Origin of the sequence: Plantactinospora sp. KBS50 (genome assembly GCF_002285795.1) — a bacterium.
In the GTDB taxonomy this organism is placed as follows: domain Bacteria; phylum Actinomycetota; class Actinomycetes; order Mycobacteriales; family Micromonosporaceae; genus KBS50.
On the sequence record NZ_CP022961.1, the window covers coordinates 1,036,909 to 1,052,665 of the forward strand.

12 protein-coding genes and 3 pseudogenes are annotated in these 15,757 nt (G+C 73.4%); 11 read left to right on the plus strand and 4 right to left on the minus strand.

From position 1 onward, the window contains the following. Positions 1–68 precede the first annotated feature (68 nt). Positions 69–1,226, minus strand: coding sequence for a hypothetical protein (locus tag CIK06_RS04835; protein WP_232534015.1), 1,158 nt, complete (start codon positions 1,224–1,226; stop codon positions 69–71). 55 nt (positions 1,227–1,281) lie between these two features. On the opposite strand from CIK06_RS04835, the gene CIK06_RS04840 reads away from it, so the two are divergent. After that, positions 1,282–2,322, plus strand: coding sequence for a S66 peptidase family protein (locus tag CIK06_RS04840; RefSeq protein WP_095563811.1), 1,041 nt, complete (start codon positions 1,282–1,284; stop codon positions 2,320–2,322). An 11-nt stretch (positions 2,323–2,333) separates the two neighbouring features. On the opposite strand, the gene CIK06_RS04845 is transcribed toward CIK06_RS04840, so the two are convergent. After that, the gene (locus CIK06_RS04845; RefSeq protein ID WP_095563812.1) at positions 2,334–3,224 is read right to left on the minus strand and encodes a hypothetical protein; all 891 of its coding nucleotides are present in this window, start codon (positions 3,222–3,224) and stop codon (positions 2,334–2,336) included. Between the two features lie 203 nt (positions 3,225–3,427). Here CIK06_RS04845 and CIK06_RS32295 point away from each other — a divergent pair. From CIK06_RS32295 to CIK06_RS04865, 5 genes and pseudogenes are all read left to right on the plus strand, one after another. Further along, positions 3,428–3,801 (plus strand): annotated as a pseudogene (locus tag CIK06_RS32295) (transcription-repair coupling factor); the annotation flags it as partial. 84 nt (positions 3,802–3,885) lie between these two features. Next, a pseudogene (mfd, locus tag CIK06_RS04850) lies at positions 3,886–7,161 on the plus strand (transcription-repair coupling factor); the annotation flags it as partial. 13 nt (positions 7,162–7,174) lie between these two features. Further along, positions 7,175–7,912, plus strand: coding sequence for a hypothetical protein (locus tag CIK06_RS04855; RefSeq protein ID WP_095563813.1), 738 nt, complete (start codon positions 7,175–7,177; stop codon positions 7,910–7,912). A 5-nt stretch (positions 7,913–7,917) separates the two neighbouring features. After that, positions 7,918–8,892 (plus strand): nucleoside triphosphate pyrophosphohydrolase, encoded by a 975-nt coding sequence (locus CIK06_RS04860; RefSeq protein ID WP_095567571.1) that lies wholly within the window; start codon positions 7,918–7,920, stop codon positions 8,890–8,892. A 10-nt stretch (positions 8,893–8,902) separates the two neighbouring features. Further along, positions 8,903–10,522 carry a DUF885 domain-containing protein gene (locus tag CIK06_RS04865; RefSeq protein ID WP_095563814.1) on the plus strand — a complete coding sequence of 540 codons (1,620 nt, stop codon included), beginning with the start codon at positions 8,903–8,905 and terminating at the stop codon, positions 10,520–10,522. A gap of 56 nt (positions 10,523–10,578) precedes the next feature. Here CIK06_RS04865 and CIK06_RS04870 read toward each other — a convergent pair whose 3' ends face one another. Further along, positions 10,579–11,025 carry a hypothetical protein gene (locus tag CIK06_RS04870; RefSeq protein ID WP_232534016.1) on the minus strand — a complete coding sequence of 149 codons (447 nt, stop codon included), beginning with the start codon at positions 11,023–11,025 and terminating at the stop codon, positions 10,579–10,581. After that, the gene (locus CIK06_RS30585) at positions 11,022–11,294 is read right to left on the minus strand and encodes a hypothetical protein (protein WP_232534017.1); all 273 of its coding nucleotides are present in this window, start codon (positions 11,292–11,294) and stop codon (positions 11,022–11,024) included. The genes CIK06_RS04870 and CIK06_RS30585 overlap by 4 nt, the downstream gene beginning before the upstream one ends. Before the next feature lie 209 nt (positions 11,295–11,503). On the opposite strand from CIK06_RS30585, the gene eno reads away from it, so the two are divergent. The 5 genes and pseudogenes from eno to CIK06_RS04895 all read left to right on the plus strand — a co-directional run bounded on the left by eno (position 11,504) and on the right by CIK06_RS04895 (position 15,726). After that, positions 11,504–12,790, plus strand: coding sequence for a phosphopyruvate hydratase (gene eno / locus CIK06_RS04875; protein WP_095563815.1), 1,287 nt, complete (start codon positions 11,504–11,506; stop codon positions 12,788–12,790). Positions 12,791–12,897: 107 nt separating this feature from the next. Continuing rightward, positions 12,898–13,515: a septum formation initiator family protein gene (locus CIK06_RS04880; protein WP_095563816.1), complete on the plus strand. Its 618-nt coding sequence runs from the start codon at positions 12,898–12,900 to the stop codon at positions 13,513–13,515. After that, a pseudogene (locus tag CIK06_RS04885) lies at positions 13,512–14,033 on the plus strand (DUF501 domain-containing protein); the annotation flags it as partial. The gene CIK06_RS04880 and the pseudogene CIK06_RS04885, both read left to right, overlap by 4 nt. A gap of 116 nt (positions 14,034–14,149) precedes the next feature. After that, positions 14,150–14,668, plus strand: a complete 519-nt coding sequence (locus CIK06_RS04890; RefSeq protein WP_095563818.1) for an amino-acid N-acetyltransferase — start codon at positions 14,150–14,152, stop codon at positions 14,666–14,668. A 107-nt stretch (positions 14,669–14,775) separates the two neighbouring features. After that, positions 14,776–15,726 carry a Ppx/GppA phosphatase family protein gene (locus CIK06_RS04895; RefSeq protein WP_232534018.1) on the plus strand — a complete coding sequence of 317 codons (951 nt, stop codon included), beginning with the start codon at positions 14,776–14,778 and terminating at the stop codon, positions 15,724–15,726. The last annotated feature ends 31 nt before the right edge of the window (positions 15,727–15,757 follow it).

Here is a 15,757-nt window from a genome sequence, read left to right on the forward strand (position 1 = left end):
ATCGCCCGGACGGGTGCCGGCGGTGGGTGAGGCTGCCGACAATGACTCACCGGTGCGATCGGGCCGGCCTACCGGTGGTGCCGGGGAGCCGGTCCACGGCCCATCACCCCGGTCGCGAACAGCAGCGCGATGAGCCCGGCCAGCCCCCACAGGACCAGTTCGAGCAGGGGCCAGTGCGCGGCCTGCGGATCCGGGAAGTAGGCCACCGATTTGATCAGGTCGGTGGCCAGGCCGGGGATGTTCCACTGGTGCATCTGGGCGAAGATGCCGGGCAGGAACTCGGGCGCGTAGATGCCGCCCGACCCGGGGTTGCCGAGTACCACCAGCAACACGATCACCAGGCCGGTGCCGACCAGGCCGAGCCAGCTCTGCACCGCGGCGGCGACCAGCGTGGAGGCGAAGACGACGAGCATGCCGGCGACGGCGATGCTGCCCAGGTGCCGGTCGAAGACGCCCAGCGCGGGCCCGGTGACCAGCGCCCCGGCCAGCCCGAGCAGGGCCGAGTAGATGGCGAACGCCCCGATCCGCAGGCCGGCCCGGCCGAACGAGCGGGGCGCCGTACCCAGGGTGACGCCGAGCGCCGCGGTGGCCAGGTAGCCGCCAAGCACGAGACCGATGGCGAGGTAGAACGGCACCAGTCCGCGCGGGTCCTGGGTCGAGGTGGGGTAGCGGTCGGTGACGTCGAGCGGCGCGTTGGCGGTGCGGGCCGCGGTGGTGAACACGGTGGTGATCGTCTGGGTGGCGGCCGGGCTGGCCGCGCTGGCGGTGGTCAGGACGAGGCCGCCGGGTCCGGCGCTGAGCAGCGCGTACGCGTCCCGGGTGCCGAGCGCGTCCGCGGCGGCCTGCGGGCTGGCGTAGGTGCGTGCCCGGATCGCGTCGGTCTGCGTCCGGACGCCGGCCAGCAGTTGTTGCGCGGCGGTGTCCCCGGCGACCACGGCCACCGGCAGCCGCCGGGGGTGCGGGTTGTGCAGCGCGCCGGCGTACGAGGTGATGAAGCCGATGGCGATGACCAGGGTGCCCAGCAGCAGTCCGGCGCCGTGCAGCAGGTCGCGCCGGAAGGCCGCGTCGCGGACCGGTTCGGCGATCCGTCCCCAGCGGAACCGGCCGGGGCGTGGCCGGTCGTCCCCGTCGCGATGGCCGGCTCCGGTGTCGCCCGCGCCGGCTGGCTGTCCCGTACCGCCGTGGCCGGCGCTGTCGCCGGGACCGGCCGCTGCACTGTCGGTCATTTTCGACAGTTTAGTCCGGTATAACCCAGTTGACCGGGCCGTTAGCTTCTCCGGTATGCAGCAACTCCGGTACCCCGCCAAGCCCCGGCCCGGCGACCGGGTGGCGGTGCTGTCGCCCTCCGCCGGCCTGCCGGCACTGTTCCCCGAGGTGTACGCGTTGGGTCTGCGCCGGCTGCGCGACGAACTCGGCCTGGAGCCGGTGGAGTACCCGAGCACCCGGGTGATGGGCGCCAGCCCCGCCGACCGGGCCCGGGACCTGACCGCGGCCTTCGCCGACCCGTCGATCACCGCGGTGCTGGCCACCGTCGGCGGCGACGACCAGATCACCGTCGTTCCGCACCTGGACGACGAGGTGCTGCGGGCCAACCCGAAGCCGTTCTTCGGCTACTCGGACAACACCAACCTGCTCAACCACCTGTTCGGACTGGGCCTGGTGGGCTACCACGGCGGGTCGGTGCTGGTGCACCTGGGCCGCGGCGGCGCCAGCCACCCGGTGAGCATGGACTCGCTGCGCGCCGCCCTGTTCGGCTCCGACTGGTACGAGCTGACGCCGCCGGCCGAATGGACCGACGAGCCCGGCGACTGGCGCGATCCCGGGTACATCCACACCGCCCCGACCATGTTCCCGGCCGAGGGCTGGCGGTGGTCCGGCCCGGCCCGGGTGGTGCAGGGAGCGCTCTGGGGCGGCAACCTGGAGATCCTGTCCTGGCTGCTGGCGGCCGGTCGGGTCGGCCCGAACCCGGCCTACGCCGGATGCGTGCTGGCGATCGAGACGTCCGAGGAGCTGCCGCCGGACACCGAGGTCTACCGGATCCTGCGCAACATGGGCGAGCGGGGACTGCTGGCCGGCTTTCCGGCCGTCCTGGTCGGCCGGGCGAAGGCGTGGGAGCACACCCGCCCGCTCCCGGCCACCGAGAAGCGGGCGTACGCGCAGGCGCAGCGCGCCGCCGTGTGTCGCGCCCTGGCCGAGTACGCCCCGGACGCCGTCGTCGTGTTCGACCTGGACATCGGGCACACCGACCCGCAGCAGATCCTGCCGTACGGCGGCACGGTCCGCGTGGACGCCGTCGAACGGCGGATCGCGGTGCGCTACTGAGGCGTCGCTACTCAGTCGGTGACGACGTCGTCGATGCTGGTGGCGGTGATGGCCCGGATGAGCCAGGAGTGGAGCTGCTCCGGGTCGGTGCAGGCGAGGATCCGCTCGCGCACCTCGGCGGGCACCGTGACCTTGCGCCCTTCGAGCACGGTCAGGACCGCGCGTGCCTCACCCCGGGCCTCACCCCGGGCCGCACCGGCCTCTTCGTGCTGGGCGGCGAGCTCGCGCAGGAGTTCGCTGCGGTATTCGTAGCCGACATCGGTGGTCATGAACGCCTCCCAACGAGTCCGGGCCGCTGTCGGCAGCCCGGCCAGCACTACGTCATAGTACAAAATTGCCGTCTTCGGACTGAGTGAGCGGAGCGCCGCCATCACCGCCGGGAAGGTCGCCTCCACCTGGGCGTCATAGCCGTGACAGATCGCCGACAGCACCGTCAGTGCCGGATTTGCTCGGGCCAGTTCCGCGTCCACCACCAAGGGTACGTCGCTGGGCGTGAAGATCATCGGTCGTAGCGACAGGCACAACCCATCGAACTCGAAAAGGTCGCGGTAGCGACGCGCGATTCGCAGATCCGGGCAGTAGACCAGCAAGGCGGCATCAACATCCAACTCGGCCTCGAGTTGAGCTACATACAGCTTCCACATCCGCCGTTTGCTGGAATCCCAGCCGCGTTGGATTTCCAGCACCACCGTGAGCAAGGGTTGGTCGCCTGGGTCACAAAACAGCAGCATGCTGTCGGCGTGGTAGGTGCGGGGAACCAGTACCCGTACATCTGTGGCATGGGTGCGGGCGTGGTGGTAGTCGGGGACCTTGATGTTGAATATGTTCGTCAGCAGCCAGGCCACCAGGCCAGGGTCCAGTTTGGCCAGCGCCACCGCCGACTCGTGTTCCGCGCTCGGCATGACGGACACGTTACGCAGTGAAGGTGAAACTGAGGGTGATTGTGTGGCGGCGTGTCTGAGCCGATCCGTCTCGGCGACCGCCTCCCGGCGGGCGATCATGGTCGGTGCGGCGGCCGTCCGGCTGGCAGGGGATATTCTCGTGGGGCAACCCCCGTCCGTTTGTGGATGAGGGGCATTTGTCGTGTTCCCCGAAGGTTGTGATCATGACGACGCTCGCCGGCCTGTTGACGGCGGCCCTCGACGATTCCGCGCTGACCCGCGCCCGCGATCTCGCCCGCGGCGACTTCGCGCTGGCCGACGGGCTGGACCTGACCGCCCCGCCGGCACTGCGGCCGTTCGTGGTGGCCGCGGTGGCGGCGGATCCGGGCCGGGGTGGCGCGGGCCGGCCGGTGCTGGCGGTCACTGCCACCAGCCGGGAGGCCGACGACCTCGCCGCCGCGCTGGGCAGCCTGCTGCCCCCGACCAGGTTGCCGTCTTCCCGTCCTGGGAGACGCTGCCGCACGAGCGGCTGTCCCCGCGCTCGGACACCGTCGGCCGGCGGCTGGCCGTGCTGCGCCGGCTGGCGCACCCGGGGGCAGGCGTGCCGGTGGCCCGGCCGCAGGGCGCGACCGGCGGCGCCGGCGGATCGGGTCCGGCCGGCGACCCGGAGGTGGGGCCGGACGGCTGGTCCGGGCCGCTGCGGGTGGTGGTGGCGCCGATCCGTTCGGTGCTCCAGCCGCAGTTGCGCGGCCTCGGTGACCTGGAGCCGATCCGGCTGGCCGTCGGCGTGGAGGCCGAGCTGGCGGCGGTGGCCCGCCGGCTGACCGACATGGCGTACGCGCGGGTCGACCTGGTGACCAAGCGCGGCGAGTTCGCCGTCCGGGGCGGCATTCTGGACGTCTTCCCGCCCACCGACGAGCATCCGTCCCGGGTGGAGTTCTGGGGCGACGAGGTGGAGGAGATCCGCACCTTCGCCGTCGCCGACCAGCGGACCATCGAGCCGGTGCCGCAACTGTGGGCGCCACCCTGCCGGGAACTGCTGCTCACCCCGCAGGTCCGGCGGCGGGCGGCCGAGCTGGCGCAGGAGCATCCCGAGCTGGTCGAGATCCTGGACAAGCTCGCCGAGGGCATCCCGGTGGAGGGGATGGAGTCGCTCGCCCCGGCGCTGCTCGGCCCGGAGAGCCTGGAACTGCTCTCGCACTGCATGCCCGCCGGCACCCACGTACTGCTCTGCGACCCGGAGCGGATCCGCACCCGGGCGCACGACCTGGTGCGTACCTCGGAGGAGTTCCTCCAGGCCAGCTGGGCCGCCGCGGCCGTGGGCGCGGCGGCGCCGGTGGACCTGGGCGCGGCGGCGTTCCGCAGCCTGGCCGACGTCCGGGCGGTGGCGGCCGCGCTGCACCAGCCCTGGTGGTCGGTGTCACCGTTCGGGCTGGCCGCGCCCGGGCCGGCGGCCACCCCCGAGCCCTGGCTGGCGGACGAGGAACCGGTCGAGGTCACCCCGGACGAGGGGGTGGCGCTGACCCTCGGCGCCCAGGCCACGCCGCTCTACCACGGCGAGACGGCGCGGGTGGTGGAGGACCTGAAGCGCTGGGCCGGGGAGGGCTGGCGGATCGCGCTGGTGTTCGAGGGGCACGGGCCGGCGCAGCGGGCCGTGGAGGTGCTCCGGGACGCCGGGCTGGGCGCGGTGCCCACCGAGGCCCTGCCGGAGCCGCCGGAGCCGGGCGGGCTGCTGGTGGCCTGCGGGTCGCTGAACCACGGCTTCCTCGACGAGGCGAGCCGGCTGGCCGTGCTGACCGGCAACGACATCACCGGCGGGCGCGGGTCCTCGACCCGGGACATGCGCAAGATGCCGAGCCGGCGCCGCAACACCATCGACCCGCTGGAGCTGCGCGCCGGGGACCACGTGGTGCACGAGCAGCACGGCATCGGCCGCTACCAGGAGCTGGTGCAGCGGACCGTGAACGGGGCCTCCCGGGAGTACCTGGTCATCGAGTACGCCCCGAGCAAGCGCGGGCAGCCCGGCGACCGGCTGTTCGTCCCGACCGACCAGCTCGACCAGCTCTCCCGGTACGTCGGCGGCGAGCAGCCGACGCTGCACAAGATGGGCGGGTCGGACTGGCAGAAGTCCAAGGCCAGGGCCCGCAAGGCGGTCCGGGAGATCGCCGCGCAGCTCATCCAGTTGTACGCCGCCCGCAAGGCGTCCCAGGGGCACTCGTTCGGGCCGGACACCCCCTGGCAGCGGGAGCTGGAGGACGCGTTCCCGTGGACCGAGACGCCCGACCAGCTCGCGGCGATCGAGGAGGTCAAGCGGGACATGGAGCAGTCGGTCCCGATGGACCGGCTGATCTGCGGCGACGTCGGGTACGGCAAGACCGAGATCGCGGTACGGGCGGCGTTCAAGGCGGTGCAGGACGGCCGGCAGGTGGCGGTGCTGGTGCCGACCACGCTGCTGGCCCAGCAGCACTACAACACCTTCGCCGAGCGGATGGGCCAGTTCCCGGTGGCGATCCGGCAGCTTTCCCGGTTCCAGACCCCGAAGGAGGCCGAGCAGACCCTCGCGATGGCCGCCGACGGCAGCGCCGACATCGTCATCGGTACGCACCGGCTGCTCCAGTCGGCCACCCGGTTCAAGTCGCTGGGCATGGTGATCGTGGACGAGGAGCAGCGGTTCGGCGTCGAGCACAAGGAACACCTCAAGACGCTGCGCGCCTCGGTCGACGTGCTCAGCATGTCGGCCACCCCGATCCCGCGGACCCTGGAGATGGCGATCACCGGCATCCGGGAGATGTCCACCATCGCCACCCCGCCCGAGGAGCGGCACCCGGTGCTCACGTTCGTCGGGGCGTACGACGACCGGCAGGTGGCCGCCGCCATCCACCGCGAGCTGCTCCGCGACGGCCAGGTCTTCTACCTGCACAACCGGGTCGAGTCGATCGAGCGGGCGGCGCGCCGGATCCGCGAGCTGGTGCCGGAGGCGCGGGTCGCGGTGGCGCACGGCCAGCTCGGTGAGGACGCCCTGGAGAAGGTGATGGTCGGCTTCTGGGAGAAGGAGTTCGACGTGCTGGTCTGCACCACGATCGTGGAGTCCGGGATCGACATCCCCAACGCCAACACGCTGATCGTGGAGCGGGCCGACATGCTCGGCCTGGCCCAGTTGCACCAGATCCGCGGCCGGGTCGGGCGGGGCCGGGAGCGGGCGTACGCGTACTTCCTCTATCCGCCGGAGAAGCCGCTCACCGAGCACGCGCACGAGCGGTTGGCCACCATCGCCCAGCACACCGAGCTGGGCGCCGGGATGTACGTGGCGATGAAGGACCTGGAGATCCGCGGCGCCGGCAACCTGCTCGGCGGCGAGCAGTCCGGCCACATCGAGGGCGTCGGTTTCGACCTGTACGTCCGGATGGTCGGTGAGGCGGTCCAGCAGTTCAAGGGGGAGCGGCCGGAGGAGGAGGCCGAGATCAAGATCGACCTCCCCGTGGACGCCCACCTGCCGCACGACTACGTGGGCGTCGAGCGGCTGCGCCTGGAGATGTACCGCAAGCTGGCCGAGGCCCGCGACGCCGACCGGCTGCGGGAGGTCGTCGCCGAGCTGACCGACCGGTACGGCGAGCCGCCCGCACCCGTACAGAACCTCGTGGCGGTGGCCCGGTTCCGGCTGCTGGCCCGGCAGTACGGCCTCACCGACGTCTCGGTGCAGGGCCGGCATGTCCGGTTCGGCCCGCTGCCGCTGCCGGACTCCAGGCAGCTACGGCTCAAGCGCTACCACCCGGACGCGGTCTACAAGTCGGCCACCGACCAGGTGAGCGTCCCCCGCCCCAGCACCCGCCGGGTGGGCGGCGAACCGCTGCGCGACCAGGCCCTGCTGGACTGGTGTGCCCAGCTGCTGGCCGATGTGCTCGGGCCGGTCGGCGAGGGCTCGGCCCCGGGTCGCGTCACGGCCGCCGGCCGGTCGTGAGAGAGTGACCGCCATGCGTGCTCGTCGTCTCGTGCCGATCGCGGCCGTCGCCGTGCTCGGCGTCACCGTGCTGTCCGGTTGCCGTACCGATCCCGCCGTGGCCGCCTACGTCGGCGACCATCGGATCACCGAGAGCGCCGTGGATCAGGTCCTGGACGACCTGCGGCAGCACGGCGCGGGCGCGTCCGCCGATCCGTCGGCGGCGCCCCAGCAGGTCGCCGAGCTGCCCACCCGCGCGCAGGTGGTGAGCACGCTGGTGCTGCGCGAGGCGTGCCAGCGGGTTGCCGCGGAGAAGGGCTACCAGGCCACCAACCAGATTCCGGCCGAGCAGGCGGCCCAGCAGCTCGGCCTGCCGGCGGGTACGGCCTACCCGCGGCAGGTCGCCGAGCTGTACAGCTGCCTGTCCGGGCTTCCGGTGCCCGCGCCGCAGCCGCCCAGCGCGCAGGAACTCACCGACCTGGTCGCCGCCGGCAAGGCCGCCGGGGTCATCCCGGCACAGGTGAGCACGCAGGAGGCGGCCAGCCAGCTCGACGGCGACCAACTGCGCGGGGCGCTGGCCCAGAAGCGGGGCCTCGCCGACGCGATCAAGGACGCGGACATCACGGTCAACCCCCGGTACCGGCCGCTGGACTTCCCGCTGCTGTCGTTCACCGGCGACACCCCGGCGGTCAGCGTTCCGCTCGGCGACGCCGACTCGGGCGCGGTGACCGACCTGCCGGTGACGGCGCAGCCGGTCGCGCCCGCCGCGTGACCGACCTGCCGCGCATCGTCCTGCTGGTCACCTCGCCCCGGCTGCCCGCGGGTCTGCTGAGCGCCGCGGCCTGGGACGCGGTACGGGCCGGACCGGTGCTGGCCGGCGAGCAGAGCCCGCAGGTCACCGCCCTGCGGGCGGCCGGCGTGGGCGTCCGGATCGCAGGCGCGGAGCCGGTGCGCGAGCTGCTGGCCGCCGCCGCCGAGCACGGCGACACGGTGTGGCTGGCCGGTCCGGCCGGTGACGAGGCGCTGGCCCGGGAGCTGGGCATGCGGCTGGCCCGGGAACCGGGGCTGGCCGAGCTGGAGCTGCTGTACGGCTCGTGGGACCCGCCCGGCGCCCGGCTGCTGGACGCGGTCGCGGTGATGGACCGGCTCGCGTCGCCCGGCGGCGACCCGTGGAAGCGGGAACAGACCCACCAGACGCTCGCGCCTTACCTGCTGGAGGAGGCGTACGAGGCGTACGACGCCATCCGCGCCGGCGACCTGGACGCGCTGCGCGAGGAACTGGGCGACGTGCTGCTCCAGGTGGTGCTGCACGCGCGGATGGCCGAGGAACTGCCCTCCGACGACCGGTGGACCGTCGATGACGTGGCCGGCGGGCTGGTGGACAAGATGATCCGCCGCAATCCGCACGTCTTCGCCGGGGCGCAGGTGGGCACGGTCGAGGAGATCACCGAGAACTGGGAGCGGATCAAGCGGACCGAGAGGCCGGACCGCTCGGCGCTGGACGGGATCGCGCTCAGCCAGCCGGCGCTCGCCCTGGCCGCCAAGATCCTCGACCGGGCCACCCGGGCCGGACTCGACGTACCGCTGCCGGAGCCGGCGCCGGACGATCCGCACCGGCGGCTCGGTGCGGAACTGCTCGCGGCGGTCGCCCGGGCCCGCGCGGCCGGCCTGGACCCCGAGGCCGCGCTGCGGGCGGCGGCGCTGGTCCACGCCGACGAGGTACGCGCCGCCGAGTCGCGCCGATCGCACTAGGGTTGGGTCCGTGCAGGACTTCATGCCCCTCGCCGAGCGGATCGTCGACGCGCTGATGGCCAGCCGGCCCGAGCTGGCGGCCACCGTCGGTGACCACCGGTTCGACGACCGACTGCCCGATCTGTCCGGTGGCGCCGTCGCCGCGGACGCCGCCATGCTGGTGGACGCCGCGAACGCGCTGTCCGAACTGGACGGTGAGCTGCTCGATCCGACCGAACAGGTGGACCATGCGGTGCTGTCCGCGCTGGTCGACCGCTACCTGTTCGAATCCACCGAGGTGCGCTCGGCCGAGTGGGACCCGCTGGAGCACAACCCCGGCGCGCTGCTGCACGCCCTGATCGCGCGCCCGTTCGCCCCGGCGGACGAGCGGCTGGCCAGCCTCGCCGGCCGGCTGCGCGCCGTACCCGACGCGTTGGCGACCGCCCGGGCCACGCTTACCGACATCCCCCGGATCCACCTGGAGACCGCGGTCGGCCAGTTCGCCGGCACCGCCGCGCTGGTCCGCGACGAGCTGCCGCGGCTGCTGGCCGAGGCACCGGCGCTGCGCCGGGAGGTCGAGCCGGCCGCCCAGGCGGCCGTCGCCGAGCTGGACTCCTTCACCGACTGGCTGCGCGGGCGGCTGCGCGCCGACGACGGACCGGGCCGCGACCCGCGGCTCGGTCGCCGGCTGTGGGAGGCCCGGCTGTGGCACACCCTGGACACCGAGCTGCCGGCCGCGCGGGTGCTGGAACTGGCCCGGGCCAACCTCGACCGGGTGACCGAGGAGATCACCGCGGCGGCCGTCGAGCTGGTGGGCGGCCCCGCCACCCCGGAGACGGTACGCCGGGCGCTGGACCGGCTCGCCGAACAGCGCCCCGACAACGGGTCCATCGTGGCGCTGGCGAAACGGACGCTTGACGAGACCACCGACTTCGTCCGGGAACACGACCTGGTGTCGCTGGTGGCCGACCCGTGCGTGGTGATGGAGATGCCGGAGTTCGCCCGCGGGGTGGCGGTCGCCTACTGCGACGCGCCCGGCCCGCTGGAGACCGCGCCGCTGCCGACGTTCTACTGCATCGCGCCCACCCCGTCCGACTGGCCGGCCCAGCGGGTCGAGTCGTTCTACCGCGAGTACAACGACCACATGGTGCGGAACCTGACCGTGCACGAGGCGATGCCGGGACACTTCCTCCAGCTCGCCCACTCCCGCCGGCACACCGGCAGCAGCCCCGTCCGCGCCCTCCGCCACTCCGGGCCGTTCCTTGAGGGCTGGGCCGTGTACGCCGAGGAGCTGATGGCCGACGCCGGGTTCGGCGGGCTGCCGGTCCGTCTCCAGCAGCTCAAGATGCAGCTGCGGACCAGCATCAACGCCATCCTCGACCAGCTCGTGCACTGCGAGGGGCTGTCCGAGGCCGAGGGGATGGCGTTGATGGTCGAGCGTGGCTTCCAGGAGGAGGGCGAGGCGGCCGGCAAGTGGCGCCGGTCCCTGCTGACCGCCACCCAGCTCTCGACGTACTTCGTCGGCTACACCGAGGTGGCCGGGATCGCGGCGGCCCGGCCGGCGGGTACGTCGGTGCGGCAGTGGCACGACGCGATGCTGGCGCACGGCTCGCCGCCGCCCCGGCACGTCCGGACCCTGCTGAGCCGATAGCCCCGCCTCGCCCGGTCGCCTCGCCCGGTCGCCCGATCCGGTGGACGGCCGGGCGGTCACGTACCGTGCCGGCGGTCCTGCACGGCGGCGCCGGACGGCAGCTCGAAGGCGGCGCCGTCCACGCCCTCGCGGTAGCTGCTCAGCGCGGTCTCCATCGACCGCCCGTCGACCACCCCGGTGAAGCTGCCGAGGGCTCCGTCGCTTGTCACGCAGGCGTCGAAGGCCGACGCGGGGGCGTCGCCGAGGTTCCGCACCGCCACGCAACTGGCGTGCCGCCCGGCGACGGTCGTGTCCCGTTGCTCGACCACCGCCGCCGGGTCCAGGGCGGTCGCCGTGAGCAGCGCGATCACCACCGGCGGGGTGACCAGGCCGGCGTGGCTGGCGGCCTCGACCGTGGTGGCCGGCGCCGGCTCGACCGGCTGCGGGGGCGGCTCCAGCACACAGCTCGGCCGCGGACCCGCGGTCACGCACCGGGCCACCGAGTCGGTACTTATCGTGATCATGCCGCCGGGATACCGGTACGCCGCCCGGCGTGGCCCTGGGCCTGTGAGATGGTGCCGGCGGCGCCGTCGGGCAGCGCGTACTCGGCCGAGTAGATCAGGTCGGCCGCGGCCGACAGCCGGCTGGCCAGGTCGTTGACCAGGTCCGTGCTGGGCAGCGTGCTCCCCGCGTCATCAAGCTGCTGACAGCCGCCGAGCAGCACCGTGGCGGCCACCGCACCCGCGAGGACCGGCCCCCGGATGCGGCGCGGCGAGGTGGTCTCCCATGGCATACCGCCCAGCCTGGCCGACGGCCCGGATCCCGCGCAAACCCGTTCCCAACCTGCGCACCCATTCCGGCGCCCCGCCCGGCCGGGTCCGTCAGGTGGACACGTCTGCCGGGCACCGCCCGGGTGCGGATGCCGGAAGCGATACGCTGCGTGTGCCTCGGCCGCGCCGTCGCGGCCCGCGATCGCAAGACACGACAACGAGGAGCGACACAGTGGCCACCATCGAGGGAATCGTCGCCCGGGAGATTCTCGACTCGCGCGGCAACCCGACCATCGAGGTCGAGGTCGGGCTGGACGACGGCACAGTGGCGCGGGCGGCCGTGCCGTCCGGTGCGTCCACCGGTGCTTACGAGGCGCTTGAGCTGCGCGACGGCGACCAGGGCCGGTACCAGGGCAAGGGCGTCCAGAAGGCGGTCAGCAACATCGAGGACAAGGTGGTCGACCAGCTCATCGGCTACGAGGCCAGTGAGCAGCGGCTGATCGACCAGAAGATGCTCGACCTGGACGGTACGGCGGACAAGTCCGGGCTGGGCGCCAACGCGATCCTGGGCGTCTCGCTCGCGGTCGCCAAGGCCGCGGCCGGCAGCGCCGAGCTGAGCCTCTTCCGGTACCTGGGCGGCCCGAACGCCCACCTGCTGCCGGTGCCGATGATGAACATCCTGAACGGTGGCGCGCACGCCGACTCGAACGTCGACATCCAGGAGTTCATGATCGCGCCGATCGGCGCGCCGAGCTTCAGCGAGGCCCTGCGCAGCGGCGCCGAGGTGTACCACGCGCTCAAGTCGGTGCTCCAGAAGCGCGGCCTGAGCACCGGGCTGGGCGACGAGGGCGGCTTCGCCCCCGACCTGCCGAGCAACTCCGCGGCGCTCGACCTGATCGCCGAGGCGGTGGAGAAGGCCGGCTACCGGGTGGGCACGGACATCGTCTTCGCCCTGGACGTGGCGGCCACCGAGTTCTACGACAACGGCGTCTACACCTTCGAGGGCGCGGGGAAGTCCGCCGACGACATGGCGGCGTACTACCACAAGCTGCTCGACGGATACCCGATCGTGTCGATCGAGGACCCGCTGGCGGAGGACGACTGGAGCGGCTGGAGCTCGCTGACCGCCTCGGTCGGCGAGCGGATCCAGGTCGTCGGGGACGACCTGTTCGTCACCAACCCGCAGCGGATCGCCCGGGGCATCGCCGAGAAGTCCGCCAACGCGGTGCTGGTCAAGGTCAACCAGATCGGTTCGCTGACCGAGACCTTCGACGCGGTGGACCTGTCGCACCGGGCCGGGTTCAAGACCATGATGAGCCACCGTTCCGGCGAGACCGAGGACACCACCATCGCCGACCTCGCGGTGGCGATGGGCTGCGGGCAGATCAAGACCGGCGCGCCCGCCCGCTCCGAGCGGGTCGCCAAGTTCAACCAGCTGCTGCGGATCGAGGAGGAACTGGCCGACGCCGCGCGCTACGCCGGTGCCGGCGCCTTCCCGCGGTACCGTTCCGCCGCCTGACCAGGTCCGGTACGGGGCCGGTGCGCTCCGGTCCCGTACCCACCCGGACCGGGCCGACCAGGACGTCGGCCATGCCGCGGCACAGTGAGAAGAGGACCAGACCGGTCATGAACCAGCGCCGTACACCCAGTGGGCAGCGGCCCGCGCGCCAGCCCGGCCGGCCGGCGGCGCGCGGGACCGGCCGCGAACCCCGGGTCCGGGCGTCCGGCCGGCTCGGCTCGGTGCGCAGCCCCGCGCCGGGCCGCGACGCCGCCCGCTCGGCGAACCGGCCGGCGAGCGCCCGGCGGGCCGCCGCGACCGGTGCCGCCGAACGCACCAGCGCACCCGCGCCGCGCCGGGTGACCGGACGGGCCACCGTGCTGTTCGGGGTGCTCATCGCGCTGGCCCTGGCGTACACGTATCCGGTCCGGCTGTACCTCAACCAGCAGTCCGAGATCGCCCGGCTGGAGGCGGCGCAGGACGCCCAGCGCAAGCGGATCGGGGAACTCAGCGACCGGGCCGCGCTCTGGCAGGACCCGGAGTACATCAAGACCCAGGCCAAGACGCGGTTCTACATGGTCGAGCCGGGTGAGACCCCGCTGATCCCGCTGGACGATCCGGCCGGTGCGGCCCGCGACGCCGGTCACGACCCGGCCGCCACCCGGACCGGCCCGGCGGCGCCGTGGTCCGAGACGCTGTGGTCGAGCATCCAGGCGGCCAACAGCGAGAACCAGCCGGTGCAATGAGCGCTGCCGACCACGTACCGCTGCCGGAGCGCGCGGAGGCGAACGACCGTGACCTGGCCGTGGTGGCCGCGCAGCTCGGCCGCCCGCCCCGGGGCACCCGGGCGGTGGCACACCGGTGCCCGTGCGGGCTGCCGGACGTCGTGGAGACCACGCCGCGACTGGCCGACGGTACGCCGTTCCCCACCCTGTTCTACCTGACCTGCCCGCGCGCCACCGGGGCGTGCAGCCGGCTGGAGTCGGCCGGCCTGATGAAGGAGATGGCCGCGCGGCTGGCCGCCGACCCGGAACTGGCGGCGCGGTACCGCGCGGCGCACGAGGACTACCTGGCCCGCCGGGAGAAGATCGGCCGGGTGCCGGAGATCGAAGGCGTGTCGGCCGGCGGCATGCCCGGGCGGGTGAAATGCCTGCACGTCCACCTGGGGCACGCGTTGGCGGCCGGCCCGGGGGTGAACCCGTTCGGCGACGAGACGCTGGCCGCGATCGAGCCGTGGTGGACCGCGGGTCCGTGCGTCGAGATCGGGCCGGAGCGGGACGACCCGGCCACCGCCGGCCGGACCGTGCCGGGCGTCGAGCCCGCGGAGCGGTCCCGCGGCGGCGACCCGGTGGACGGGTCCGAGCCGGGGCTGGCCTGACCGTGACCGGGACGGACGTGCTGGTACGGCGGGCGCGGACCACCGACGTCCGCGGCATCCGGGAGCTGATCGACCTGTACAGCCCGGACCGCCGGCTGCTCAGCAAGGCCACGGTCACGCTGTACGAGGACGTGCAGGAGTTCCGGGTGGCGGTGCGGCCGGCGGACGGGCGGGTGCTCGGCTGCGGCGCGCTGCACGTGATGTGGGAGGACCTGGCCGAGATCCGCACCGTGGCGGTGCATCCCGACTGCCGGGGCCGGCGGATCGGGCACCGGATCGTGGCCGAGCTGCTGTCGGCGGCCCGGGAGGTCGGGGTCGACCGGGTGTTCTGTCTCACCTTCGAGACCGGCTTCTTCGGCTCGTTCGGTTTCGTCGAGATCGACGGGGCACCCGTGCCGCCGGCCGTGTACGAGCAACTGCTGCGCTCGTACGACGAGGGCGTCGCGGAGTTCCTGGACCTGGAACGGGTCAAGCCCAACACCCTGGGGAACACCCGCATGCTGCTCCGGCTCGCCGAGTAGGGTCTCCTGCGGCGCCCATCCGCGAGGTCGGCGACGGCCTGCGAGGCGCTGGCGCCGGCCCGCGGGGTTCCGGCGCCGGCGCCGCCCGCACGACCGAGAGGATGCCCGTGGCGAGCAGGGTTGCGGCGATCGACTGCGGAACCAACTCGATCCGGCTGCTGGTGGCCGACCTGCCCGACCCGGACGCCGGGCCGCGGGCGGCACTGACCGATGTGGTACGCCGGATGGAGATCGTCCGGCTGGGCCAGGGCGTCGACCGGACCGGCCGGCTGGCGCCCGAGGCGATCGAGCGGACCCGGGTGGCGCTCGCCGGCTATGCGGCCGAGATCGACAGGCTGGGCGCGGAGCGGGTCCGGATGGTCGCCACGTCGGCGTCCCGGGACGCGTCGAACGCCGACGAGTTCCGGGCGATGGTGCTGCGTACCCTCGGCACCGAGCCCGAGGTGGTCACCGGTGACGAGGAGGCCCGGCTGTCGTTCACGGGCGCGGTCCGCGGGCTGCCGGCCGACACCCGAGCGCCGTACCTGGTGGTGGACATCGGCGGCGGCTCGACCGAGTTCGTGGTGGGTACCGCCACGGTGCAGGCCGCGATCTCGGTGGACATCGGCTGCGTCCGGATGACCGAGCGGCACCTGCACGGCGACCCGCCGACCGACGACGAGGTCGCCGCGGCGCGGGCCGACATCACGGCCGCGGTGGATCGGGCGCTGGCCGCCGTGCCCGGGCGGCAGGCCGGCACCCTCGTCGGGTTGGCCGGCTCGGTCACCACGGTCACGGCCGTCGCGCTCGGGCTGACCGCGTACGATCCGGGCCGCATCCACCACGCCCGGGTGCCGTACGCGGACGTGGCCCGGGTGACCACCGAGTTGCTGGCGATGACCGCCCGGCAGCGCGCGGAGATCCCGGTGATGCACCCCGGCCGGGTCGACGTGATCGGCGCGGGCGCCCTGGCGCTCCAGGTCATCATGGAGCGGGCCGAGATGGACGCGGTGGTGGCCAGCGAACACGACATTCTCGACGGCATCGCCTGGAGTCTGCACCGACCGCTCGTTGCCTGACGCGTGATCGAGCCATGATCAACTCGTCTTC